Origin of the sequence: Exiguobacterium sp. s143 (assembly GCF_018618895.1) — a bacterium.
GTDB lineage: Bacteria > Bacillota > Bacilli > Exiguobacteriales > Exiguobacteriaceae > Exiguobacterium_A > Exiguobacterium_A abrahamii.
Window position 1 is genome coordinate 643,764 of the sequence record NZ_JACSMX010000001.1, and the last position, 20,943, is coordinate 664,706.

Annotated in this window: 25 protein-coding genes; all 25 read right to left on the minus strand. The window is 46.7% G+C overall.

Annotated features, from left to right (window positions below; translation table 11 throughout):
* Positions 1–10: 10 nt before the first annotated feature.
* The 25 genes from fliP to topA all read right to left on the minus strand — a co-directional run bounded on the left by fliP (position 11) and on the right by topA (position 20,901).
* Positions 11–679, minus strand: coding sequence for a flagellar type III secretion system pore protein FliP (gene fliP / locus KNQ03_RS03620; protein ID WP_029342061.1), 669 nt, complete (start codon positions 677–679; stop codon positions 11–13).
* A complete protein-coding gene (locus KNQ03_RS03625; RefSeq protein WP_133207502.1) occupies positions 676–1,167 on the minus strand; it encodes a flagellar biosynthetic protein FliO in 492 nt (163 codons plus the stop codon). The genes fliP and KNQ03_RS03625 overlap by 4 nt, the downstream gene beginning before the upstream one ends.
* Positions 1,164–1,529 carry a response regulator gene (locus KNQ03_RS03630; protein ID WP_029342063.1) on the minus strand — a complete coding sequence of 122 codons (366 nt, stop codon included), beginning with the start codon at positions 1,527–1,529 and terminating at the stop codon, positions 1,164–1,166. Before KNQ03_RS03630 ends, KNQ03_RS03625 begins: the two co-directional genes overlap by 4 nt.
* A 12-nt stretch (positions 1,530–1,541) precedes the next feature.
* A complete protein-coding gene (fliY, locus tag KNQ03_RS03635; RefSeq protein ID WP_050677473.1) occupies positions 1,542–2,675 on the minus strand; it encodes a flagellar motor switch phosphatase FliY in 1,134 nt (377 codons plus the stop codon).
* 1 nt (position 2,676) lies between these two features.
* Positions 2,677–3,660, minus strand: coding sequence for a flagellar motor switch protein FliM (fliM, locus tag KNQ03_RS03640; RefSeq protein WP_029342065.1), 984 nt, complete (start codon positions 3,658–3,660; stop codon positions 2,677–2,679).
* A 9-nt stretch (positions 3,661–3,669) separates the two neighbouring features.
* Positions 3,670–4,074 carry a flagellar basal body-associated FliL family protein gene (locus KNQ03_RS03645; protein WP_231681733.1) on the minus strand — a complete coding sequence of 135 codons (405 nt, stop codon included), beginning with the start codon at positions 4,072–4,074 and terminating at the stop codon, positions 3,670–3,672.
* Between the two features lie 19 nt (positions 4,075–4,093).
* Positions 4,094–4,330, minus strand: a complete 237-nt coding sequence (locus KNQ03_RS03650; RefSeq protein ID WP_029342067.1) for a flagellar FlbD family protein — start codon at positions 4,328–4,330, stop codon at positions 4,094–4,096.
* Positions 4,327–5,178, minus strand: a complete 852-nt coding sequence (flgG, locus tag KNQ03_RS03655; protein WP_149427591.1) for a flagellar basal body rod protein FlgG — start codon at positions 5,176–5,178, stop codon at positions 4,327–4,329. The genes KNQ03_RS03650 and flgG overlap by 4 nt, the downstream gene beginning before the upstream one ends.
* Positions 5,178–5,648: a flagellar hook capping FlgD N-terminal domain-containing protein gene (locus KNQ03_RS03660; protein WP_029342069.1), complete on the minus strand. Its 471-nt coding sequence runs from the start codon at positions 5,646–5,648 to the stop codon at positions 5,178–5,180. The genes flgG and KNQ03_RS03660 overlap by 1 nt, the downstream gene beginning before the upstream one ends.
* The gene (locus KNQ03_RS03665; protein WP_214723603.1) at positions 5,641–6,759 is read right to left on the minus strand and encodes a flagellar hook-length control protein FliK; all 1,119 of its coding nucleotides are present in this window, start codon (positions 6,757–6,759) and stop codon (positions 5,641–5,643) included. Before KNQ03_RS03665 ends, KNQ03_RS03660 begins: the two co-directional genes overlap by 8 nt.
* A gap of 13 nt (positions 6,760–6,772) precedes the next feature.
* Positions 6,773–7,318: a MotE family protein gene (locus KNQ03_RS03670; protein WP_214723605.1), complete on the minus strand. Its 546-nt coding sequence runs from the start codon at positions 7,316–7,318 to the stop codon at positions 6,773–6,775.
* Entirely contained in the window at positions 7,315–7,749 is a 435-nt protein-coding gene (locus tag KNQ03_RS03675; RefSeq protein WP_029342072.1) for a flagellar export protein FliJ, read from the minus strand. The genes KNQ03_RS03670 and KNQ03_RS03675 overlap by 4 nt, the downstream gene beginning before the upstream one ends.
* Before the next feature lie 12 nt (positions 7,750–7,761).
* On the minus strand, positions 7,762–9,075 hold the full coding sequence (fliI, locus tag KNQ03_RS03680) for a flagellar protein export ATPase FliI (RefSeq protein WP_214723607.1): 1,314 nt from the start codon (positions 9,073–9,075) through the stop codon (positions 7,762–7,764).
* On the minus strand, positions 9,068–9,805 hold the full coding sequence (locus KNQ03_RS03685) for a FliH/SctL family protein (protein WP_149427592.1): 738 nt from the start codon (positions 9,803–9,805) through the stop codon (positions 9,068–9,070). The genes fliI and KNQ03_RS03685 overlap by 8 nt, the downstream gene beginning before the upstream one ends.
* Positions 9,789–10,796 carry a flagellar motor switch protein FliG gene (gene fliG / locus KNQ03_RS03690; RefSeq protein WP_050677479.1) on the minus strand — a complete coding sequence of 336 codons (1,008 nt, stop codon included), beginning with the start codon at positions 10,794–10,796 and terminating at the stop codon, positions 9,789–9,791. Before fliG ends, KNQ03_RS03685 begins: the two co-directional genes overlap by 17 nt.
* Before the next feature lie 4 nt (positions 10,797–10,800).
* Positions 10,801–12,369, minus strand: a complete 1,569-nt coding sequence (fliF, locus tag KNQ03_RS03695; protein ID WP_214723609.1) for a flagellar basal-body MS-ring/collar protein FliF — start codon at positions 12,367–12,369, stop codon at positions 10,801–10,803.
* A 28-nt stretch (positions 12,370–12,397) separates the two neighbouring features.
* Positions 12,398–12,685: a flagellar hook-basal body complex protein FliE gene (gene fliE / locus KNQ03_RS03700; RefSeq protein WP_214723610.1), complete on the minus strand. Its 288-nt coding sequence runs from the start codon at positions 12,683–12,685 to the stop codon at positions 12,398–12,400.
* Between the two features lie 17 nt (positions 12,686–12,702).
* Positions 12,703–13,101: a flagellar basal body rod protein FlgC gene (flgC, locus tag KNQ03_RS03705; protein ID WP_029342078.1), complete on the minus strand. Its 399-nt coding sequence runs from the start codon at positions 13,099–13,101 to the stop codon at positions 12,703–12,705.
* A gap of 3 nt (positions 13,102–13,104) precedes the next feature.
* The gene (gene flgB / locus KNQ03_RS03710) at positions 13,105–13,467 is read right to left on the minus strand and encodes a flagellar basal body rod protein FlgB (protein ID WP_214723611.1); all 363 of its coding nucleotides are present in this window, start codon (positions 13,465–13,467) and stop codon (positions 13,105–13,107) included.
* Positions 13,468–13,717: 250 nt separating this feature from the next.
* Positions 13,718–14,497 carry a GTP-sensing pleiotropic transcriptional regulator CodY gene (gene codY / locus KNQ03_RS03715; protein WP_023468725.1) on the minus strand — a complete coding sequence of 260 codons (780 nt, stop codon included), beginning with the start codon at positions 14,495–14,497 and terminating at the stop codon, positions 13,718–13,720.
* Positions 14,498–14,513: 16 nt separating this feature from the next.
* Positions 14,514–15,887 carry an ATP-dependent protease ATPase subunit HslU gene (gene hslU / locus KNQ03_RS03720; protein ID WP_058705424.1) on the minus strand — a complete coding sequence of 458 codons (1,374 nt, stop codon included), beginning with the start codon at positions 15,885–15,887 and terminating at the stop codon, positions 14,514–14,516.
* Entirely contained in the window at positions 15,880–16,431 is a 552-nt protein-coding gene (gene hslV, locus KNQ03_RS03725; RefSeq protein ID WP_023468727.1) for an ATP-dependent protease subunit HslV, read from the minus strand. The genes hslU and hslV overlap by 8 nt, the downstream gene beginning before the upstream one ends.
* Positions 16,432–16,445: 14 nt before the next feature.
* Positions 16,446–17,324, minus strand: coding sequence for a tyrosine recombinase XerC (locus KNQ03_RS03730; RefSeq protein ID WP_214723613.1), 879 nt, complete (start codon positions 17,322–17,324; stop codon positions 16,446–16,448).
* A gap of 172 nt (positions 17,325–17,496) precedes the next feature.
* On the minus strand, positions 17,497–18,801 hold the full coding sequence (gene trmFO, locus KNQ03_RS03735; protein ID WP_023468729.1) for an FADH(2)-oxidizing methylenetetrahydrofolate--tRNA-(uracil(54)-C(5))-methyltransferase TrmFO: 1,305 nt from the start codon (positions 18,799–18,801) through the stop codon (positions 17,497–17,499).
* A 3-nt stretch (positions 18,802–18,804) separates the two neighbouring features.
* Entirely contained in the window at positions 18,805–20,901 is a 2,097-nt protein-coding gene (gene topA, locus KNQ03_RS03740) for a type I DNA topoisomerase (RefSeq protein ID WP_029342082.1), read from the minus strand.
* Positions 20,902–20,943 lie beyond the last annotated feature (42 nt).

The following is a 20,943-nucleotide window of genomic DNA, read 5'->3' on the forward strand; positions in this document are numbered from 1 at the left end:
TTTTCTCCCCCTAACGCATACTGACGAGCAGTGATTCAACAATCAGGTGCCAGCCATCGACTAAAATAAATAACAGCAATTTAAACGGTAACGCAATCATGACTGGCGGTAACATCATCATTCCCATCGACATCAAAACACTCGAGACGACCATGTCGATGACAAGGAAAGGAATGAAGATCATGAAGCCGATTTGGAAGGCTGTCTTCAATTCACTAATCGCATATGCTGGAACGAGTGCGACGAGTGGAATATCTTCAATCTTTTCCGGTTTTTCATAATTACCGTATTTTAAGAATAGTTCTAAATCATTCGTTCGCGTGTGCTTCGACATGAAGCGTTTCATCGTATCTCCTGCTTTATCAAACGCTTCATCTTGACTAATTTTATCAGCCATGTATGGTTTTAAAGCCGTCGTGTTTAATTCCGATATGACGGGCGACATGACGAAAAGCGTAATGAATAAGGCCAGTCCGACGAGTAGCTGGTTCGGCGGCGTCTGTTGTGTTCCGAGAGCCGAACGGACGAACGACAACACGACGACGACACGCGTGAAACAAGTCATTAAGATTAGTAACGAGGGCGCCAGTGATAACAACGTCAGTAATACGAGCAGCTTAATCGATGTTGCTGTTCCTGACGGAGTATCGAGTGAGATCAGGTTTTCAATCGTATTCATGAGCGCCCTCGATTCTTCTGCAGTTGCTCGAGTTGTTGTTTGAACGTCTCAAGAAATGGTGAAGGTGCTGATTTCGAAGATGCCTCTTCAAGATCCGTCGGTTCGTATCCCTCTAAATCGTCCAGCGTGTCTAAGAGTTGCACGTTCTCCCCAACACCGACGACATAAATCTTATCCTGCACTTTCACTAACTGAACCGATCGATCCTTACCAAGTGGTACACCACCTAGATGGGTCAATCGTCCGGAATGTCTGACGCCTCGCGTCCGCTCGTGAATAAAACGTGTCACGAGGATGAATCCGCCGATCAAGACGACGAGAACGACGACTCCTTTAAAGATGGTCAATGCCATGGAAGGACTCTCATCGACTTGCTGAGTCGTCGGTGCATCGTTCTTGGTTGGATTTAATTTTTCTTCGACCGTTTCAGCCTGTACAGGAAGTGTCAGCAGAAACAGAAGACAAATCAGCAAAGTCACTTTTTTCATGACGAGACAGTTTTCGAGACCGCTTCAAGCACACGATCCGCTTGGAACGGTTTGACGATGAAATCTTTTGCACCTGCTTGAATCGCGTCGATGACCATCGACTGTTGCCCCATCGCTGAACACATGATGACTTTAGCGGCAGGATTGAATGCTTTGATTTCTTTAAGCGCAGAGATTCCGTCCATCTCAGGCATCGTAATGTCTAGCGTGACAAGGTCCGGTGTCAATTCCTTATACTTCGTGACCGCTTCGCGTCCGTTTTCTGCTTCACCGACGACATCATAGCCGTTCTTCGATAGGATTTCCTTGATCATCATCCGCATGAAAGCGGCGTCGTCTACGATTAATACTTTTGCACTCATAATAGTTCCTCCTTAGAACATCCGAAGACGTTCTTTTGTATTTACGATTTCCGTAATGCGTACACCGAAGTTCTCTTCGATGACGACCACTTCACCCGTTGCGATCAATGTATTGTTGACAAGAACGTCAACTGGTTCCCCTGCCAGTTTATCCAGCTCGATGACAGAACCTTGTGTTAATTCCAATATGTCACGAACGGAGCGGCGTGTCCGTCCTAACTCAACCGTGACGTTCAACGGAACATCATATAACATTCCGATATTCCCTGGCGTGCCCTCTACTTCCATCTCACCTAACTGACTAAATTGAACTGGACTGACACCGACTGGCGTTGCTTTCGGTTCAGGTGGTGGGACGACCGTTCGTTGTTCCATCGCTGGTGCCGGTGTCGGTTGCGCTTGTGGTTGTGGTTGTTCTGGTTGCGCTTGTGCCGTTGCTTGTGGTGCAGGTTCTGCTTGTTGGGTCGTACTCGCGCTAAAGAGTTTTTGAATCAATTGTTTCGAGAAATCCAGTGGTGCTAATTGAACGATTTTTGAATCAATCATCGTGCCAATCTTCAAATCAAACTCGATGATGACCATGTTCTCCCAAAGAGAAAAGCTATCGACGATGCTCTTATCTTGTGAAAAATCAAAAATTTCAACAGCAGGTGGTGAGATATCGATTCGCATGGAGAACACTGTCGACATCGATGTCGCAGCAGCTCCCATCATCTGATTCATCGCTTCCTGTACAGCAGATAGAGCAATCGGATCCATCTCAAGCGATTCATCAATGACACCATCGCCTCCCATCATCAGGTTCGCGATGACAGAAGCATCTCGCTGTGTCAGGATCAGGACATTTTCTCCTTTGAATCCTTCTGTATAGCCGACACGCAACGCGACGTGCGGAATCGGATAACGACTTCGTAATTCTTCCATCGAAATCATCCGAACATGTGGTGTCGTGATTTCTACTTTTTGATTCAACAATGCCGATAAGGCCGTTGCTGAATTCCCAAGTGAGATGTTTCCGACTTCCCCTAGCGCATCGATTTCCATATCATCTAATATTTCCTCTGCGTCCGAATCTTGCGGTTCATCGTTTGATGGCGTTCCGCGTAACAACGCATCGATTTCATCTTGCGAAAGCATATCGCTCATGTTATTCCTCCTCAATTCGTTGTAAGACTTGCAAAGCGAGGTGTTTCCCGTTTAGTCCCGGTCGGGCTTTGAACATCTTCCGGTCATCGACGAATACATCGACGGCATCTGAGGCCCGCGTCTTCAGGGATAAACAATCGCCTACTTCGAGGTGTAACAATTCACCAAACGATAGCTCTGTTTGGCCGAGCACTGCTTTTAAATCGACGACGGAACTCATCAACTGCGTTTGCATGTGTTCAGACTCTTGATTATCTGCTGTCGTTCGCTTTTCTTGTTGCATCCAATAATGACTTGATAATTTCGGAAGAACGGATTCAAGGGTCACGAACGGCAGACAGACATTCAACGTGCCGCTCACTTCTCCAACCGTTACGTAAATCGAAACGAGGATGACCGTCTCATTCGGAGAAACGAGCTGTAGAAACTGCGGATTGATTTCTAAATCGTCGTACTCCGCCTCGACTTCCGTCACCGACTCCCAAGCGGCGCCATATTGGACGAAGGCACGTTTGAACAATTGTGTCAGAATACGCGTCTCGATTTCCGTCAAATTTTCAATCTTGTTCATCCCTTCACCCGGTCCTCCAAGTAATCGATCGAGCATCGCATAAGCAATGTTCGGATTGACTTCGAACAAGACTTTTCCATCAAGCGGATGAAGGTTCACAAGATTGATCAATGTCATGTTCGGAATAGAATGAATGAATTCATCGTACGGGAGTTGCTCGACTGTATTGACCGTGAACTGGACGTACGTCCGAAGTTGTGCAGAAAAATGCGTCGTCAACACTCGGGCGAACTGTTCATGGATACGCGTCAAATTCCGTAATTGATCTTTTGAGAAGCGAAGCGCTCGTTTAAAGTCATAGACTTTGACACGGCGCTGCTCCTCTTGGCTTCGGATTTCCTCGACTTCCATATCTCCGCTTGAAATGGCTGATAGCAAGGCATCGATTTCATGTTGGGATAATACTTCGCTCATGCTGCCACCTCACTGGATGATTTTTTTCGTCGTATAGACACGCTGGACATCACCTTCTTGAATGAGCTTCTTGAACTGCATCCGTAATCGTTCTTCGAGCTTCTCCATATCCGCTTTTGAGTCTAAGTCCGACTTTTTCATCGCAGATAAATCACCTAAGATGATGTTATTGATTTGAAACTTTCGTAATTCTAAATCATCACGTGTTGCTTGATCGTCTGTAACGATCGTAAATTGGACATTCAAAAAACGTTCATCAGCGATGTTCGTCGTCAAGTCGTCTGTCTGAAGACTTCGTGCATCAAGTTCTTCACCTGTCGGCTGTTCGACTTTTGCTTCTGTCGTATCATTAGCTAAAAAGTAATTCATGATCATATAACCTGCGCCAACCATCAGTGCTGCGACAATGATCATGATTAAAGGGATTTTTAGTTTACTCTTCTTCTTTTCCTCGGCCATCTTCGAGCCTCCTTACACTGTTCAAGCCCGCTAATCCGATTTGTTGATAAAAAGCGATTGCGATTGCCTTGACCTCTTCTATTGATTCCTTCACGACATAAATCTGTCCGCCAACGAGTTGAATCGTCGTATCCGGAGTGGAACGGACAGATTCGATCAGTATGGCGTTTAGTACGAGTGGTGCATTACGTAATGTCGTTAGCGTAATCATCGTTTCAGGTTGACCAATTCCTCAAGAACTTGGTCAGAAGTCGTGATGATTCGCGTATTCGCTTGGAAACCACGTTGAGCAATGATCATCTCCGTGAACTCTTCTGATAAGTCGACGTTTGACATTTCGAGCGTTCCAGATGTCAATTGCCCCATTCCGTTCAAGCTCGGTGTTCCAAGTACTGGCTCACCTGAGTTTTGTGACGCTGCGAACACGTTGACACCTGATTTTTCTAGACCACCCGGGTTAGCAAAGTTCGCGATCGTGATATAACCGACGTTTTGTAATGCTCCTGTCGTATCGACGTAAGTGACGAGACCGTCTTTACCGATTGATAAGTTACGTGCATCCGTTGGTACTTTTAGTTTTTGGAATCCTGCGCCACCTGCTTCCGGAAGGGGTACTGGCGGAGTACCGTTTGCAGCTCCTTGTGTCCCAGTACCGATTAAGTAGTTTCCGTCACCTGTAACTAAGTTTCCATCAAGATCCGTATAGAAGTTACCTGAACGGGTATAACGAATCCCTTCCGCCGTGACGACTTGGAAGAATCCTTCACCAGAAATCCCAACATCGAGAACGCGACCCGTATTCTGAAGCGCACCTTGGTTATACACATTATCGACTGTTGACATCGATGCTCCAAGACCGACCTGTTTCGGGTTCGTCCCACCGACATTGCCGCCTGCACCGGATGATGAACCGACCGATTGGCTGACGAGATCCTTAAACGTCACCCGTCCTTTTTTATAACCGAACGTGTTGACGTTCGCGATGTTATTCCCGACGACATCCAGTTTCGTCTGAAAGTTCTTAAGCCCACTGATTCCTGAATACATTGAACGTAACATTATTTTTCCTCCTTTGATTGAATCTGCGTCAACTCGTATACACTAATCTGTTTTCCGTTCGATAATTCGGCCATGATATCCAGCCCATCCCGTTTTACACTAACGACACTGGCTGTCTCTTCGACGGTCGTCGTCTGTTCTGCTCCAGAAGCATCGGTCGTCTTTGACTCTGCTTCATAACTGACGTTCTTACCAATCAGATTGCTGTAGGATAATAACGCCGTCGCATGTTGGTTCAAGACCATCGTGTCCATCGTCTTCCCGATTGCTTGCATCTGTTCAAGTGAAGAAAACTGCGCCATCTGAGCAATGAAATCCTTATCTTCCATTGGTGCCGTCGGGTCCTGATTCGACAGCTGGGCAATCAGAATTTTCATGAACATATCTTTATCCATTGCTTTATTCGTCGGTACTTGTGACTTTTCAGGAAGCTGGTATGAAGTACCATCTGTTTTGATTGCATCAGTCATCGTCTTCCTCCTCTTCTTCCTCTACTGGAGCGGGTGTTTCTTGATAAGGGGACTCATGCTCCTGCTGATCACGTGTGAAGGACTGTTGAAACTCCCGTGCACTAGATGCGATCATCCCCGTCTCGATCTTCACGACCGGGGTCTGCTGGTGTAAAGCTGTCTGCAATTTTCCGAGTTGTTGCTCGATCGATTGTTTCGCTTGTTCAGTACTCGCAAACAGTTTGATGGTCAATGCCCCCTCCTTACGATCGAGTTGAACGACGACCTCTCCAAGCTGCTCTGGATAAAGACGAATCGACAATCGAGTTGACCCGTCAGCACCTTTTAAGAACGGTGCCTGTTGAAGTGCAGCTTCAATCCGTTGTTGAATCTGTTCTGGTACGGGTAGCGGCACTGGAAGAATCGTTTGCAACGGGGTACCTTTGTAAATCGGCATGCTCATTGGAGTCAGCGCGGCTTTTCCTTCTGGATCAACGGGCATGGTCGCTTTTCGCATGAGTGAAGCGAATGCCAACGGGAGCGGTGTCTTTCCTTTTGCCTGCTCAGCTACAGCTACAGTGTCCGACTTGAGCGTTTCGACAATAGGACCAGGTTGCGGGAGCGTCTGTTTCACAGGCAACGCGGAAATGTCTCCTTCAATCGTAGTAAGTAATGGTTGTTTTAAGTTGTTCGTATGATGATCTTTCATTTTGATCGTATCGTTCGTTACTGTCTGCAAGACGACTTGCTGAAGCAATGGTGGCAATTGATCGAACTGATTTTTCGCCTGCTCGACATTTCCCTCAAGCAATTGTTTGACGAACGCTAGTAGTTGTTCCATTTTCTTTGGTTCTTGTTTTAACGCCTCTACTTCCGGTTGTTTTAGTAAAGAGAGAAGCTCGTCCGGTTGATCTACGAGTTCTTGTATCCAATCCGGTAATAGTGGTGTCTCCACTTTCGTCTCGAGTGCTGTCAAATCAGCTGAGAACGGTGACGATGACGCTGTTGGTAACTTCGTCAGATAATCCAGTAACGAAGCAAATTGACCACCAACCGTGGTCATCTCTCCTTTTTTCCCTGTTCCAGTATTCAAGTTCGGGGAGGATGATTGTATTACTTCCGTCATGTTCATCTGGCTTCCCTCCTTACTTCGTCGCGAGTAGCTGTGTTAAGGCCGCCGCTTTTTTAGCGTCCATCTTGGCAATGATCGCCGCCTGTTGTTCCGCATCGATGTCCTCGATGATCGGTACGACTTCTGTCGGACTGAGTTCGTTTAAGATGAGCGCAGCATCCTTTGGTGCCATTTCAGCATAGACATCTGTCACAGATGCTGCTTTTTTCTTCGTCGCCTTCGTTTGATCCGTCGTCGCGGGCGTCGGTGTTTGTTTTAAACGATCCCGTTCTGCAATCAAACGTTCGACTTCCTGTTCTTTAGCTTTTAAACTATCCGATTGTTCTTTGCTTTGATTGCGTAGTTTCTTGATTTCTTGATTCGCTACTTTCAGACGACGTTCGAGTTCTGCTGACGGATTTGCTTGATTCGTAGTCGTTTTTTCCGTTGCGAACGGTAAGGATAGCAATGGACGTCCATTCGCATAATTTAATACGAAATAAGCTGTCAGCAAGATTAAAATCAAAGGGATGATCAATAAAGGTACGATCCATCCTTTTGACGTTTTATTTTCACTCATATCATCCGTCCTCTTCCAAACTGTAACAATGCCAGTTCATCTAATTGATTTTGTTCCGTCAATGCCTCGATTCGTTTCGTTTCAACCGTATGATTCTCTTGCAGACGACTAAACTTCTTCTCCTCGATCAACGCTCGTTCGAGTGCTTCCTGTGCGCGTTCATAGCGATTTTTCGATTGTGTCACGTACAGTTGTTGCCGTTCGATTTCTTGCTTCACGACATCTCGAGCCCGCTCTCGATATTGCGAAGACGTTAATTCGACGATGCCAATCTCATCTTGCGCTTTCAGAAAGGATTCATAACGGACGAGCAGATGGTATAGTTTTTCGACTTCGATCTCATATTGTTTTTTATGAAGGCTCAATTCTTTTGCGACGCGATCTTTCTCTGCTTCAGCCAAAGGAATGATTCGTTCATAAATCGTCTTCATCTTCCGCCCTCCTTACTGAATCGTTGCCATGAGTTGCTGACAAGCTTTCTCGAAGTCACTGTCTTCATGGATTTGTTGTTTTAAGAAACGGATCAGCTCCGGATATTTATCGACGGCACGATCAATTTCCGGATTCGTCCCTTTTTTGTAGGCGCCGATATTGATTAAGTCTTCCGAATCAAGATACGTCGATAACAGCTGTCGAAATGCGACGGCAGCTGTCTTTTGTTCAGCAGTCGTGATTTGATTCATGACACGACTGATGGATCGTAAGACATGAATCGCTGGAAACTGTCCTTTGTTCGCAAGATTACGATCAAGAACGAAATGACCGTCTAAGATCCCTCGTACAGCGTCAGCAATCGGTTCATTCATATCGTCTCCATCGACGAGTACGGTATAAAAAGCCGTGATCGAGCCGTCTTGTGTCTTCCCGCTACGTTCAAGCAATTGAGGAAGAAGAGCAAATACACTTGGCGTATATCCTTTTGATGCAGGTGGTTCACCTGTCGCAAGACCGATTTCTCGCTGCGCCATCGCAAAACGTGTGACGGAATCCATCATCAAGACCACATTCTTACCCTGATCCCGAAAGTATTCAGCGATGGCTGTTGCCGTATAGGCGCCTTTTAAACGAACAAGTGGCGGTTGATCACTCGTCGCTACGACCAAGATGGAGCGTTTCATCCCCTCTTCGCCAAGTTCTGCCTCCACGAATTCCTTGACTTCACGTCCTCGTTCACCAATCAAGGCAATGACGTTGATGTCTGCTGTCGATCGTTTTGCAATCATCCCGAGTAGTGTCGACTTCCCAACTCCTGATCCTGCAAACAAACCAACGCGTTGTCCTTGACCGACCGTTAGTAGCCCATCGATGGCACGGATGCCCGTCGAGAGAACATCACTGATACGAGGTCGCTCCAATGGACTCGGTGGTTTACGAACGATTGATGTCGTACGGAAATTTTCTAATGCCTCTCCGTCCAGTGGTCTCCCTAGACCATCAAGCACTTTACCAATCAGTTCATCGCCTACAGGGACGTGGAGTGGTTTTCCTGTCGCAAGAACGATCGAGCCTGGAGCAATCGATGTCGTTTCACCATACGGCATGAGTAGGACGTGACCTTCTCTAAAACCGACGACTTCCGCTTCAATCGTCTGCCGTTGTTGAATTTGGATCAAACAACGCTCGCCGATTGCGACAGCCGTTGGTCCACGTGATTCAATCATCAATCCAATCACTTGTACGACCTTTCCGGAATGCTGAACGAGTTCTTCCGGACGAATTTCTCGAACTGCGGCTTGAATCGCATTTACGTTAAACATGATGTAAAACCTCTTTGATTTTGGTTTGTAGGGCTTCAAAGCCACTTGTCAAACCACCTGTGATTGCTCCATTCTCCGAGTCGATCCGATAATCGCGTGCTTTAAGCGCTGGATCAAATCGTAATTGAATCGTCGCATTAGCACCTAGAACACCTTGGAGCTGCTCTTCAAGCAAAACGACCCGTTCAAAATCCGCTGGTGAAGCGTAGATAATGATCTTTTCACGATCTCGGAACTGAATGATCAACTGATGTAATAATTGGTATAATGCCTCTTCTTCTTCATCATGTAACTGCTCTAGAAACTGATGCGTCACCTGGAGTCCAAGCACACACAATTCATGTTCCAATCGCATCAATCGCTCTTGATTTTGCTCTTCGATTCGTGCAGTAAACGTATTTGTCGTTGCGATTTGCTCTTCGAACGTTGCTTGTCCTTCCGCACGTCCTGTTTCAAATCCAGCCTGGTGTCCTTCTTCATATCCTCGTTGACGTGCTTCCTCTAATGCCTGAAGACGTTCTTGTTCAAACTCACGCTGACGCTGTTCAAACTCTAAAACCATCACCTGGCGAAGACGTTCTAGTTCAGCTTGACCTTCAGCCATCCGCTCTTCATAGAACGTATCTGGAACGATTGCCGATTCTTCCTGAGCATTTCGGACTTGAACGAGTGTTCGTTCCTGTCGTTCAATCACAGCTTGTCTTTTGATGACGTTAGACAACAATATCATCTCCTCCACCACGAGCCACGACGATCTCACCCATGTCTTCTAAGCGGCGGATGATTCCGACGATTCGACTTTGTGCTTCTTCGACGTCTCGGAGACGAACAGGACCCATGAATTCCATATCCTCTTTGAACGATTCGACCATCCGTTGTGACATGTTGCGGTAGACCATATCCTTGACGTCGTCTGACGATACTTTGAGTGCCAACAGTAGATCTTCGTTCGATACTTCGCGAATGATGCGCTGAATCGCCCGTGCATCGAGCGTGACGATATCTTCGAAGACGAACATCCGTTTTTTGATTTCTTCTGCGAGTTCTGGATCCTGAATCTCGAGCGTATCGAGAATCGTTCGTTCGGTTGTCCGGTCGACCCCGTTCAATACTTGAACGACCGCCTCGATACCGCCAGACTGCGCAAAATCTTGCATGCCTGCTTGTGACAGATTCCGTTCGAGAATTTGCTCTACTTCACTAATGATCTCCGGGTTCATTCTGTCCATCGTCGCAATCCGCCGTGCTACATCGGATTGTGCTTCTGCCGGTAGCTCCGAGAGAATCTGTCCTGATTTGGCAGGATCAAGATGGGCAAGAACAAGCGCGATTGTTTGCGGATGTTCATTTTGAATGAAGTTCAATAGCTGTTTCGGGTCTGCCTTTCGTGCAAACTCAAACGGTCGGACTTGTAACGTCGATGTCAGGCGATAGATGAGTTCCATCGCCTTTTCTTCACCAAGCGCCTTCTCAAGAACCGATTTAGCAAACCCAATTCCACCTTGAGTGATGTAGTTTTGCGCCATCGCTAGTTCATGAAACTCATCGAGAACGACTAACTTATCTTCTGGATCGACTCGTTTCATACTTGAGATTTGAAGGGTCAACCATTCCATCTCTTCTTCCGATAAATGTTTATATACACTGGCAGCGACTTCAGGACCTAACGAAATCATGAGAATCGCAGCCTTTTCCCGACTGTTCATTTCTAGCTTCTTCATCTCATCAATCCTCCGCTAACCAAGTACGTAATAATTTCGCAAACTCATCCGGATTGGATTCAGCGAGTTTTTCAAGCTGTTTTCGTTTGACTGCACCATCGCTCGTATCTTCTGTTGATAATTCCGGAATTTCCGTCTCAATCGGTGTCCATTCCTCAAGTTCTTCAATTTCATTCGCTCTCCGTCGACGCATGAGGAGGATGACTGCTCCAATGACGAGGATTGCCGCTCCACCAAGGGCGAACCAAACCCACATCGGTGTTGCCGTCGTCGTTTTCGTCGCTGCTGTCGTTTCCGCGAATGGTCGAGACATGACAACGACCTTATTGGCAAGTTCTGCATCCGTCAGCGTTGCTTTCGCATCTGTCTTCGTTAATGATGTCCGGATGATCGAGTACATCATCGTCTGTAAGTCAGTTTGTAGTTGTGGATCGATCTGATTCTGACCTTTTGGTGGCTCGACGATGATTTGAATTCCTAAATCACGAATCTCGTAAGGAGCTCCTGTGATTTGTTTTGTGATTCGATTGACTTCATAGTTGATGATATCGTGTGTTTTCTCACTCGTATCACCCGTCGTTCCAGTACCCGCCGGGAAATTCGTCGTCTCATTTTGCCCCGTACCTGCTGTACCAGCATTTGCAGAGCCTGTGTACGCTTCTGCTACTTTTTCAGCAGACGTGACGATCCCTTCGATTTTATCGGGATCTACTGGCTCAACAAGCTTTTGTTCTTCCTGACGTTTCGTGACATCGACATCTGCCGTAACTGAAACGAGTGCTTTTTGTGGACCGAGAACGACAGATAGCATCTGCTGAATCTGCTTGCGTAAATCGTTTTCCGTCGTTTTCTTCAGCGCCATCGGATCGGTTCCACCCGCCGTTTGCGTAGCAGATCCTGGCTCGTAATACGTAAAATACTGATCCATGATCGTAATGTTTTCTTCTTTAAGGTTCGGAATACTCTTTGCAATCAAATGATACAACCCTTGAACCGTCTGATTGTTAAGATTACTACCCGCGCTAGAAGTCAAGACGACAGAGACTGTTGAAGTTTCTTTTTCATCAGAGAGAAAAACACTTTTCTCTGGGAGAGTAATCATGACTTTCGCAGATTCAATCCCGTTGACTTGTGTAATCAAGTTTTCAAGTTCCGTCTGCATCGTATCGCGTTCGAGAATGTTCATTTCTTTATCCGTCGTTCCGAATCCAGCGTTTTCACTGAAGAAGGAATAGTCGATTTGACCGGATTTTGGTATACCAGCCGTCGCTAATTCGACTTTTAAGTTTTCAACGTTTGCTTCTGGAACAAGTATCGTCACGCCATTTGCTTCAGTGACGACTTCCGATGCGATTCCATCTTCATTTAGCTTTTCCGTCACTTGCCCCGCCTCTTGAGGGGATAGCTTCGAATAAAGAGGCGTCATTGTTGGTTTAGATAACCAGATGATCGCAACAATCAACGCCGCTAAAACGACGACGATGATTCCTAAAATCGTCGCCTTCTTCGCAAGTGACCATTCTTTCCATGTCGTATTCATTGCTCCCAATCGAGCTTTTAAACGTTCGTTCATTCAACATCTCCCACGCTTTCCTTAACAGTCACAGTTGCATACGCATCATTTCTTGGTATGCTTCGATGCCTTTGTTACGGACTTCAAGGGCGAGTTGCATAGAAAGCGATGCTTCTTCTGTTTTAATCATGATGTTATGTAGATCCGTCGTCTTTCCTGTCGCGAGATCGACGCGCGCTTGAGATGAGGCATGTTGCGTTGCATTCAGTCCGTTCATCGCCTCGCTGAGCACCTCACTAAAATCACTTGGTGTCGTCTTAGCGACTGTCTGCATGGGTAGTACCATCTGCATGTTTTGAATTGGTTGAATTGCCATCTCTTCATCTCCTCTACTTATTTACCAATCTCCATCGCTTTGACGAGCATCGCTTTTGTCGCGTTCAAAGCCGTTACGTTCGCTTCGTAAGAGCGTGTCGCGCCCATCATGTCGACCATTTCTTTTAAGATATCGACATTAGGCATCTTGACGTACCCGAGTTCATCCGCATCTGGATGCGTCGGATTATATTCTAATTTGAATGGTTCAGGATCCTTCTTCAATTCACTGACCGTGACACCATTGGCGGTCTCTTTTAACACAGCGAGTTTTCTCGCATACGGTTGCCACTGTCCATTGACGAGCTCACCTCGTGTCGTTTGAGCATTCGCGATATTCGCCGAGACTGTATCGAGCCGCAAACGCTGGGCAGTTAAACCGGACGCAGACGTATGAAATCCGTTGAACATACTCATCGATTACTTTCCTCCTCGGATAACAGACTGGATGCCAGAGAATTTACGATTCAACTGTTCGACCAACGCCTCGTACTCAATTTGATTGCGTGATAATTCAGACATCTCAAGGTCGATATCAACACCGTTTCCATCGTTGCGCATCGTATTCGGTCGATCAACGATGCTACCAGAAGTTCCAATCGTTGCGTGTCGTTTTAAACTCATTTTCATCTCTGAATCGAGCACATCTCCAAACGTGACTCGCTTTGCCTTATACCCGGGCGTATCGACATTCGCGATGTTTTTAGCGATGACTTCCTGTGCCATGACCGTTCGATTGACAGCTTGTGTCATTAAATTATAGTCAGACCCTAACCAATTCATCTTCTTTCCTCCACTCGTGGAAACTATATTCAAAATCACGACAAAAAGTAAGTCGTTAGTAACATATCTGAAATAATTGAAACAAATAGGTCAATGTTTGAAAAGAAGTTTTTTGAAAAATAGGGTAATGAGATGTTAATATTCTGTTTTTTATTCCCTTTTCTTATAAAAATGATAAATAATACCTAGTCAAACAAAAAAGACCTAGTGCTTAACTAGGTCTTCTCTCTATAAGCAGCAATTCCCTTTTTTAGTTCGATTTAATTCGTTCTAATTCATATAGGAAATTATCGTTTAAGATTTTGATGTATGTCCCTTTCATCCCGAGCGAACGTGACTCGATGACTCCTGCACTTTCGAGCTTACGAAGCGCATTGACGATGACGGAACGCGTGATACCGACGCGATCGGCAATCTTTGAAGCGACGAGTAATCCTTCATTTCCTTCCAGCTCTTCGAAGATATGCTCAATCGCTTCAAGTTCTGAATAAGACAATGAATTGATCGCCATCTGAACGACCGCTTTCTTGCGTGCTTTATCTTCCGCCTCATGAGCCTTTTCACGAAGGATCTCCATCCCGACGACTGTCGCACCATACTCCGCAAGCACGAGGTCTTCTTCGTTGAAGTCTTCTACCATACGACCGAGAACAAGTGTACCAAGGCGTTCGCCACCACCGATGATTGGTACGATCGTCGTCTTTGACGTTTCGAACGTATCACGGTTATCGACCGGGAATGCCGTATGTTCGCTATCGATGGCAATGTTTGCTGTTGTTTCAGTGACGTTAAATAATTTTTTCGTATAATCTTCCGGGAATTGACGTTCTTCTAAGAAACCACGGACCCGGTCATTTTCGATTTGTTGCTTGATTGCGATACCTAGTAACTTACCGCGCCGACTTACGATGAATGTGTTCGATTCCATGACTTCGCTGAGTCGATCAGCCATGACCTTGAAATCAACATGTGTGCTCGCTTCTTGTTGTAACATCGTATTCAGCTTCCGCGTTTTCGCCAATAAATTCATTTTTTCTTCCTCCACTTTATAAGATGAACTGACTTAAGTCTCGATCATCCGCTACTTTTCCAACTCGATCCGTCACGTATTGTGGCGTGATCGTTACATCCGTCTCCGGCATGTCTGCTGCTTCGAAGGATAATTCCTCAAGGACCCGCTCCATGATTGTATACAAGCGTCGCGCTCCGATATTATCCGTCTCATCGTTCACTTGTGCAGCAATCCGTGCGATTTCACGAATGGCTTCTTCTGTAAAGGTGACATGAACGTGTTCTGCCCCTAATAATGCTTTATATTGTTTGAGTAATGCTTGATTCGGTTCAGTTAAAATCTTAACAAAGTCATCTTCTGTCAAACTGTCGAGTTCGACACGGATCGGAAAACGACCTTGGAGTTCAGGAATCAGATCAGATGGTTTTGCCATATGGAATGCACCCGCAGCGATGAACAAGATGTGATCCGTCTTGACTGGACCATATTTCGTAACGATCGTCGATCCTTCAACAATCGGTAAGATGTCTCGCTGAACACCTTCTCGTGAAACACCAGCTGAGTCATGTCCTTTTGTCGCAATCTTATCGATCTCATCGACGAAGATGATGCCCATCTGTTCTGCACGGCGGACAGCTTCGTCATGGACTTCGTTCAAGTCAAGCAATCGTTCTGCTTCTTCCGCTGTTAAAATCGGACGTGCTTCCTTGACTGTAAGCTGACGCTTCTTCGTTTTCTTCGGCATAACTTGTCCGAGCATATCCTGAAGATTCGCAAGCCCCTCCATACCTTGTTGCCCAGAGAATAAATCCACTTGACGTTCTTCGACATCGACCTCGATCATTCGATCCTCGAGTTGCCCCGTCAGCAATTGCTGACGAAGTAACGAACGGTCGGCTGTCGCTTCCGATGTATCTGGCTCTTGTTGCTTTTGGTTACCACCGAACAACATTTCAAACGGATTCGTTCCACCACCAAGACCAGATGACGATTTTTTACCAGACAACGCATCGACGATTCGTTCGTTCGCCACTGCTTCCGCTCGATCTTTGAGCGCTTCTTTTTTCTCATCTTTGACAAGACGTAGAGACGCTTCCACGAGATCCCGCACCATTGACTCCACATCACGACCGACGTACCCTACTTCCGTGAACTTCGTCGCTTCGATTTTGACGAACGGCGCACGGACGAGTTTCGCGAGGCGTCGCGCAATTTCAGTCTTTCCGACTCCGGTCGGTCCAATCATCAGGATATTCTTCGGTGTGACTTCATCCCGCATCGATGCATCGAGTAATTGTCGACGGTACCGATTACGTAAAGCAATCGCCACCGCACGTTTAGCATCCGCTTGTCCGATGACATGTTCATTTAACTTCTCGACGATTTGTCTTGGCGTCAATTCATGCATGGTCATTGCCTCCGATCGTTTCTAGGATGATTTGATCGTTCGTAAAGACACAGAGTTCACCAGCCGTCTCAAGAGCTGCGCGGGCGATCTCTTCTGCTGTGAGATGACTTGCATGTCGAGCTAAAGCGCGACCTGCTGCAAGCGCATAATTACCACCTGAACCGATTGCGAGAATGCCGTCATCCGGTTCGATGACTTCCCCGTTTCCGGATACAAGTAAGAGATGTGTTCCATCCATGACGAGTAAGAGTGCTTCTAGTTGACGCAACATCTTATCGCCTCGCCATTCCTTCGCCAGCTCAACTGCTGCCCGTTGTAAGTTCCCGTTATACATTTCAAGCTTCGCTTCGAATTTTTCAAAGAGTGTGAACGCGTCCGCGACACTTCCAGCAAATCCGGCAATGACTTTGCCACCATAGAGGCGCCGTACTTTTTTCGCACTTTTCTTCATGATGACTTGGTTTCCGAAAGTCACTTGTCCGTCTCCGCTCATCGCGGATTGTCCGTTATGTTGAATCGCAAAAATCGTCGTTGCATGAAACATCAATGTTTCCTCCCTTAGGCACGAGGATGTGCTTGTTGATAAACATGTCGTAAGCGTTCCGTCGTTACGTGTGTATACTGACCAGTCGTCGACAGCGATGCGTGTCCAAGTAACTCCTGGACCGCTCGCAAATCGGCGCCTCTTTCCAGTAAATCTGTCGCGAAACTATGACGAAGCGCATGTGGTGTCACATGTTTCCCAACGAGTTGTTCCCCTTTTTTCATGATTTTCCGAATCGCATCCGTCGTCAATCGACGCCCTGAATGAGACAAGAACAACGCTTGCTCATGACCTGCGATTGGATCTCGTGATGGTAAGTACAGTTCTAATGCATCTTTAGCAAAGGTTCCGATTGGTGCGATGCGTTCCTTCCCACCTTTTCCATACACATGGACGTAGGAGTGATCAGTCGCGAGATCACGAAGATCTAGTTGAACGACCTCGCTGACCCGCATACCCGTCGCATATAAAAGTTCTACTAACGCCACATTCCGGTTGCCAAGCGTATCACTCGATCGAAAGGCATCGAGGAAACGTTCATATTCCGTTGGGACGAGGAATGTCGGAAGTCCTTGTTGTCGTTTTGGTGCTTTTAATCCATCGAATGGATTAGGCTCATCGGTGTCACGTGTCAAAAAACGACCAAATTGTTTGAGGCAGGAAACTTTTTGTGCAATCGTCGCCCGCGCCAGCTCCTGATCGTAAAGAGCATACAAATAACGCCGTGCACTTGCCAATTCAATCGATCGTAACTGATGATCGCGGCAAAAAGCGGCGTATTGTCGAAGTGTTTGATCATAAGAGCGACCTGTATTCGGAGATAATTGACGTTCAATATGAACATACCGCATAAAATCTTCTAGCAGTCGCTCAAAAGCAGTGTCTATCCCCATGAATGCGCCCCCTTCTGACCATTTCATTCTCGAATCGCCCTTAGCATAGCACAGACCAAGTAGTCTGACAATAGACCAAAAACCGAAAAATTAACGAAATTATCGCGCTTTTATGACAAATTAAGAAATGGGGAGAAAGAGCGCTGAATCACGCCTTTCTCCCCATCAAAAATCACATATCCGTGAAATCTTTGATTGCTTCAAGTGCTCGCTCTGCGTAGAGCGCATACTTCTCAGGTTTTTTCATCCGAACCGGATGACCAACGAGTGCTGGTACCAATCCGAAGTTGGCATTCATTGGCTGGAAGTTCTTCCCTTCCGTCGTCGTGATATAGTGCGACATCGCACCCATCATCGTTTCCTGCGGGAACGTAACCGGTTCCGCCTCATTGACGAGACGTGCCGCGTTAATTCCTGCTGTTAAGCCGGACGCTGCTGACTCGACGTACCCTTCGACACCTGTCATTTGACCAGCAAAGAACAAGTCGTCACGTGTACGTGTCTGATACGTTGGTTTCAACAAATTCGGTGAGTTGACGAACGTGTTACGGTGCATGACACCATAACGGACGATTTCTGCATTCTCAAGACCAGGAATCAAGCGAATGATCCGCTTTTGTTCGCCCCATTTCAAATGTGTCTGGAAGCCGACAAGGTTGAACAATGTTCCAGCTGAGTTATCCTGACGCAATTGAACGACAGCATATGGTCGTTTGCCTGTCTTCGGATCTTCCAGTCCGACTGGCTTCATTGGTCCGAACAAGAGCGTTTTCGGTCCGCGAGAAGCGAGAACTTCAAATGGCATACAGCCCTCGAAGTAAATCTCTTTTTCAAATTCCTTCAGTGGAACGACTTCCGCATTGATCAGCTCATCATAGAAGAGCTGGAATTCTTCTTCCGTCATTGGACAATTCAAGTAGGCAGCTTCGCCTTTATCATATCGTGATTTCAGGTAAACCTTCTCACGATCGATCGTGTCTCCATCGAGAATCGGTGCCGCTGCATCGAAGAAGTATAGGTAATCTTCACCTGTGAATTGTTTAAGTGATTCCGATAATGCCGCACTCGTCAACGGACCCGTCGCGACGATCGTCGGACCATCTGGAATCGCTTCGATTTCTTCATGATGGACGGTAACATTCGGGTGGTTTTTCAACGTTTCCGTCACATATCCTGCGAAGTCATGCCGATCGACAGCAAGTGCTCCACCTGCTGGAACGCTCGCTAAGTCTGCTGCTTTCATGATCAAGGAATCGAGCTGACGCATCTCTTCCTTTAAGACACCAACTGCGTTCGTTAACTGGTTCGCTCGAAGTGAGTTCGAACAAACGAGTTCAGCGAATTGGTCTGTATGGTGCGCGGGTGTCTGTTTGACAGGCCGCATTTCATATAAGTCTACTTGTACGCCGCGTTTTGCAAGTTGCCATGCTGCTTCAGAACCTGCAAGTCCCGCGCCGATTACCGTTACACGTTTCAACGGTCATTCCTCCTCTTGCTCCTGATCGATGCGTGTTTCATGATGTCCACAAGATGTACATTCTACTTTCACACCGTTCTTGATTTTCTTTTGTACCATCATACTGCTACATACCGGACATGGTTCTTCGACCGGTTTATCCCATGAGACGAACTCACACTCCGGATAGTTCGAACAACCGTAGAACAAACGTCCTTTTTTACTACGACGTTCGACGATGTCGCCCGTTCCACATGTCGGACACTTCACACCGATCTCGACTTGGATCGGTTTCGTGTTACGACACTCTGGGAAGTTCGAGCACGCCATGAACTTGCCATAACGCCCCATCTTGATGACCATCGGATGACCACAGACTTCACAATCTTCTCCAGCCGGTTCATCTTTGATTTCAATCTTCTCGATTTCTGCTTCTGCTCGTGTCAGACGCTTTGCAAAGGACTTATAGATTGGATCGACGACTTCCGTCCACTGCATGTCACCTTTTTCGATCGCATCGAGTAAAGCTTCCATGTCTGCCGTGAACTGGACAGTGATGAACTCTTGGAAATAGTCGCTGATCATATCGATGACGAGTTCACCGAGTTCCGTTGGTAAGAATTTCTTCTCTTCAAGCGTCACGTAACCCCGTTTTTGAATCGTATCGAGCGTCGGCGCATACGTCGACGGACGACCGATACCGAGCTCTTCCATCGCCCGGACGAGACGTGCTTCCGTATAACGTGGCGGTGGTTGTGTGAAGTGTTGTTTCGGTTCGATTGCTGATTGTTTCAACTCTTCCCCTTCATCGAGTGGAGGAAGTAGTCCTTCCTTGACGTCTGAAACCGCCTCATCGTCCGTATCTTCGATGTAGACCTTCATGAAGCCCGGGAATTTAACGGTCGACCCGTTCGCACGGAACGTGACGTCGTTCGAGACGAGATCGATTTTGACAGTATCGAGAATCGCTGGCGCCATCTGGCTTGCGACGAACCGTTCCCAAATTAGTTTATATAAGCGGAACTGATCACGCGATAAATACGATTTGACGAGTTGTGGCTCGCGCATCGTCGAAGTCGGACGAACCGCTTCGTGTGCATCTTGTGAGTTCGCTGATTTCTTTTCTTTACGTTTCTCGCTTGCGATGTATTCTTTTCCGTACGCCTGCTCAATGAACCCGTGTGCTTCGAGATTCGCCGAATCTGACGTCCGTGTCGAATCGGTACGCATATACGTAATCAAACCGACTGTACCTTCTTTTCCAATTTCGATTCCTTCGTATAGCTGTTGTGCGATCATCATCGTCTTCTTCGCTCGGAAGTTCAGCTTACGTGCTGCCTCCTGTTGCAAAGAACTCGTCGTAAACGGTAACGCCGGATTCCGTTTCCGCTCTTTTTTCGTGACGGAATCAACTGTAAAGTCTTCTGAGAGTTGATTCAAGATTTGATCGACTTCTTCTTGCGAATGAAGTTCACGCTTCTTGCCATCGACTCCGTAGAAGTTCGCTTCGAGCTTTTCACCGTTTGCATCGAGTTCGAGTTTGATCGTCCAGTATTCTTCAGGCATGAACGCGTTGATTTCTTGTTCACGATCGATGATCATCTTGACGGCAACGGATTGAACGCGTCCCGCAGATAACCCTTTTTTAATCTTCTTCCATAATAACGGACTCATGCTGTAACCAACAAGGCGGTCCAAGATACGACGGGCTTGCTGCGCATCGACAAGATCATAGTTGAGCTTGCGTGGTCGCTTGAACGAATCCTTGATGGCATCTTTCGTGATTTCATTGAAGACGACGCGGCACTCCGTTGATTCATCAACGCCTAATGCTTTAGCTAAATGCCATGCGATCGCTTCCCCTTCACGGTCGGGGTCGGCTGCGAGATAGATTTTTTGTGCTTTTTTCGCAGCTGTCTTGAGTTCTTTTAAGACCGGACCTTTACCACGGATCGTGATATATTTCGGTTCATAGTCATGTTCGACGTCGACTCCCATTTGGCTTTTCGGCAAGTCAATGACGTGCCCCATCGACGCTTTCACGGTATAGTTGGATCCGAGATAACGTTTAATGGTTTTTGCCTTAGCGGGTGACTCGACGATTACTAGATATTTTGCCATTGCAATCGCTCCCTATTAGAGGCGTACTCGTATTTTAATCTC

What these genes read in the sequence shown, in the direction of transcription:
- fliP (WP_029342061.1), bottom strand. Translation starts at nt 679, where the DNA reads ATGAATACGATTGAAAACCTGATCTCACTCGATACTCCGTCAGGAACA.
- KNQ03_RS03625 (WP_133207502.1), bottom strand. Translation starts at nt 1,167, where the DNA reads ATGAAAAAAGTGACTTTGCTGATTTGTCTTCTGTTTCTGCTGACACTT.
- KNQ03_RS03630 (WP_029342063.1), bottom strand. Translation starts at nt 1,529, where the DNA reads ATGAGTGCAAAAGTATTAATCGTAGACGACGCCGCTTTCATGCGGATG.
- fliY (WP_050677473.1), bottom strand. Translation starts at nt 2,675, where the DNA reads ATGAGCGATATGCTTTCGCAAGATGAAATCGATGCGTTGTTACGCGGA.
- fliM (WP_029342065.1), bottom strand. Translation starts at nt 3,660, where the DNA reads ATGAGCGAAGTATTATCCCAACATGAAATCGATGCCTTGCTATCAGCC.
- KNQ03_RS03645 (WP_231681733.1), bottom strand. Translation starts at nt 4,074, where the DNA reads ATGATCATTGTCGCAGCACTGATGGTTGGCGCAGGTTATATGATCATG.
- KNQ03_RS03650 (WP_029342067.1), bottom strand. Translation starts at nt 4,330, where the DNA reads ATGATTACGCTAACGACATTACGTAATGCACCACTCGTACTAAACGCC.
- flgG (WP_149427591.1), bottom strand. Translation starts at nt 5,178, where the DNA reads ATGTTACGTTCAATGTATTCAGGAATCAGTGGGCTTAAGAACTTTCAG.
- KNQ03_RS03660 (WP_029342069.1), bottom strand. Translation starts at nt 5,648, where the DNA reads ATGACTGATGCAATCAAAACAGATGGTACTTCATACCAGCTTCCTGAA.
- KNQ03_RS03665 (WP_214723603.1), bottom strand. Translation starts at nt 6,759, where the DNA reads ATGAACATGACGGAAGTAATACAATCATCCTCCCCGAACTTGAATACT.
- KNQ03_RS03670 (WP_214723605.1), bottom strand. Translation starts at nt 7,318, where the DNA reads ATGAGTGAAAATAAAACGTCAAAAGGATGGATCGTACCTTTATTGATC.
- KNQ03_RS03675 (WP_029342072.1), bottom strand. Translation starts at nt 7,749, where the DNA reads ATGAAGACGATTTATGAACGAATCATTCCTTTGGCTGAAGCAGAGAAA.
- fliI (WP_214723607.1), bottom strand. Translation starts at nt 9,075, where the DNA reads ATGTTTAACGTAAATGCGATTCAAGCCGCAGTTCGAGAAATTCGTCCG.
- KNQ03_RS03685 (WP_149427592.1), bottom strand. Translation starts at nt 9,805, where the DNA reads ATGATATTGTTGTCTAACGTCATCAAAAGACAAGCTGTGATTGAACGA.
- fliG (WP_050677479.1), bottom strand. Translation starts at nt 10,796, where the DNA reads ATGAAGAAGCTAGAAATGAACAGTCGGGAAAAGGCTGCGATTCTCATG.
- fliF (WP_214723609.1), bottom strand. Translation starts at nt 12,369, where the DNA reads ATGAACGAACGTTTAAAAGCTCGATTGGGAGCAATGAATACGACATGG.
- fliE (WP_214723610.1), bottom strand. Translation starts at nt 12,685, where the DNA reads ATGGCAATTCAACCAATTCAAAACATGCAGATGGTACTACCCATGCAG.
- flgC (WP_029342078.1), bottom strand. Translation starts at nt 13,101, where the DNA reads ATGAGTATGTTCAACGGATTTCATACGTCTGCGTCCGGTTTAACTGCC.
- flgB (WP_214723611.1), bottom strand. Translation starts at nt 13,467, where the DNA reads ATGAATTGGTTAGGGTCTGACTATAATTTAATGACACAAGCTGTCAAT.
- codY (WP_023468725.1), bottom strand. Translation starts at nt 14,497, where the DNA reads ATGAATTTATTGGCGAAAACGCGGAAGCTGAATACGATGTTACAACAA.
- hslU (WP_058705424.1), bottom strand. Translation starts at nt 15,887, where the DNA reads ATGCATGAATTGACGCCAAGACAAATCGTCGAGAAGTTAAATGAACAT.
- hslV (WP_023468727.1), bottom strand. Translation starts at nt 16,431, where the DNA reads ATGTTTCATGCAACGACGATTTTTGCGATTCAACATAACGGACAATCC.
- KNQ03_RS03730 (WP_214723613.1), bottom strand. Translation starts at nt 17,324, where the DNA reads ATGGGGATAGACACTGCTTTTGAGCGACTGCTAGAAGATTTTATGCGG.
- topA (WP_029342082.1), bottom strand. Translation starts at nt 20,901, where the DNA reads ATGGCAAAATATCTAGTAATCGTCGAGTCACCCGCTAAGGCAAAAACC.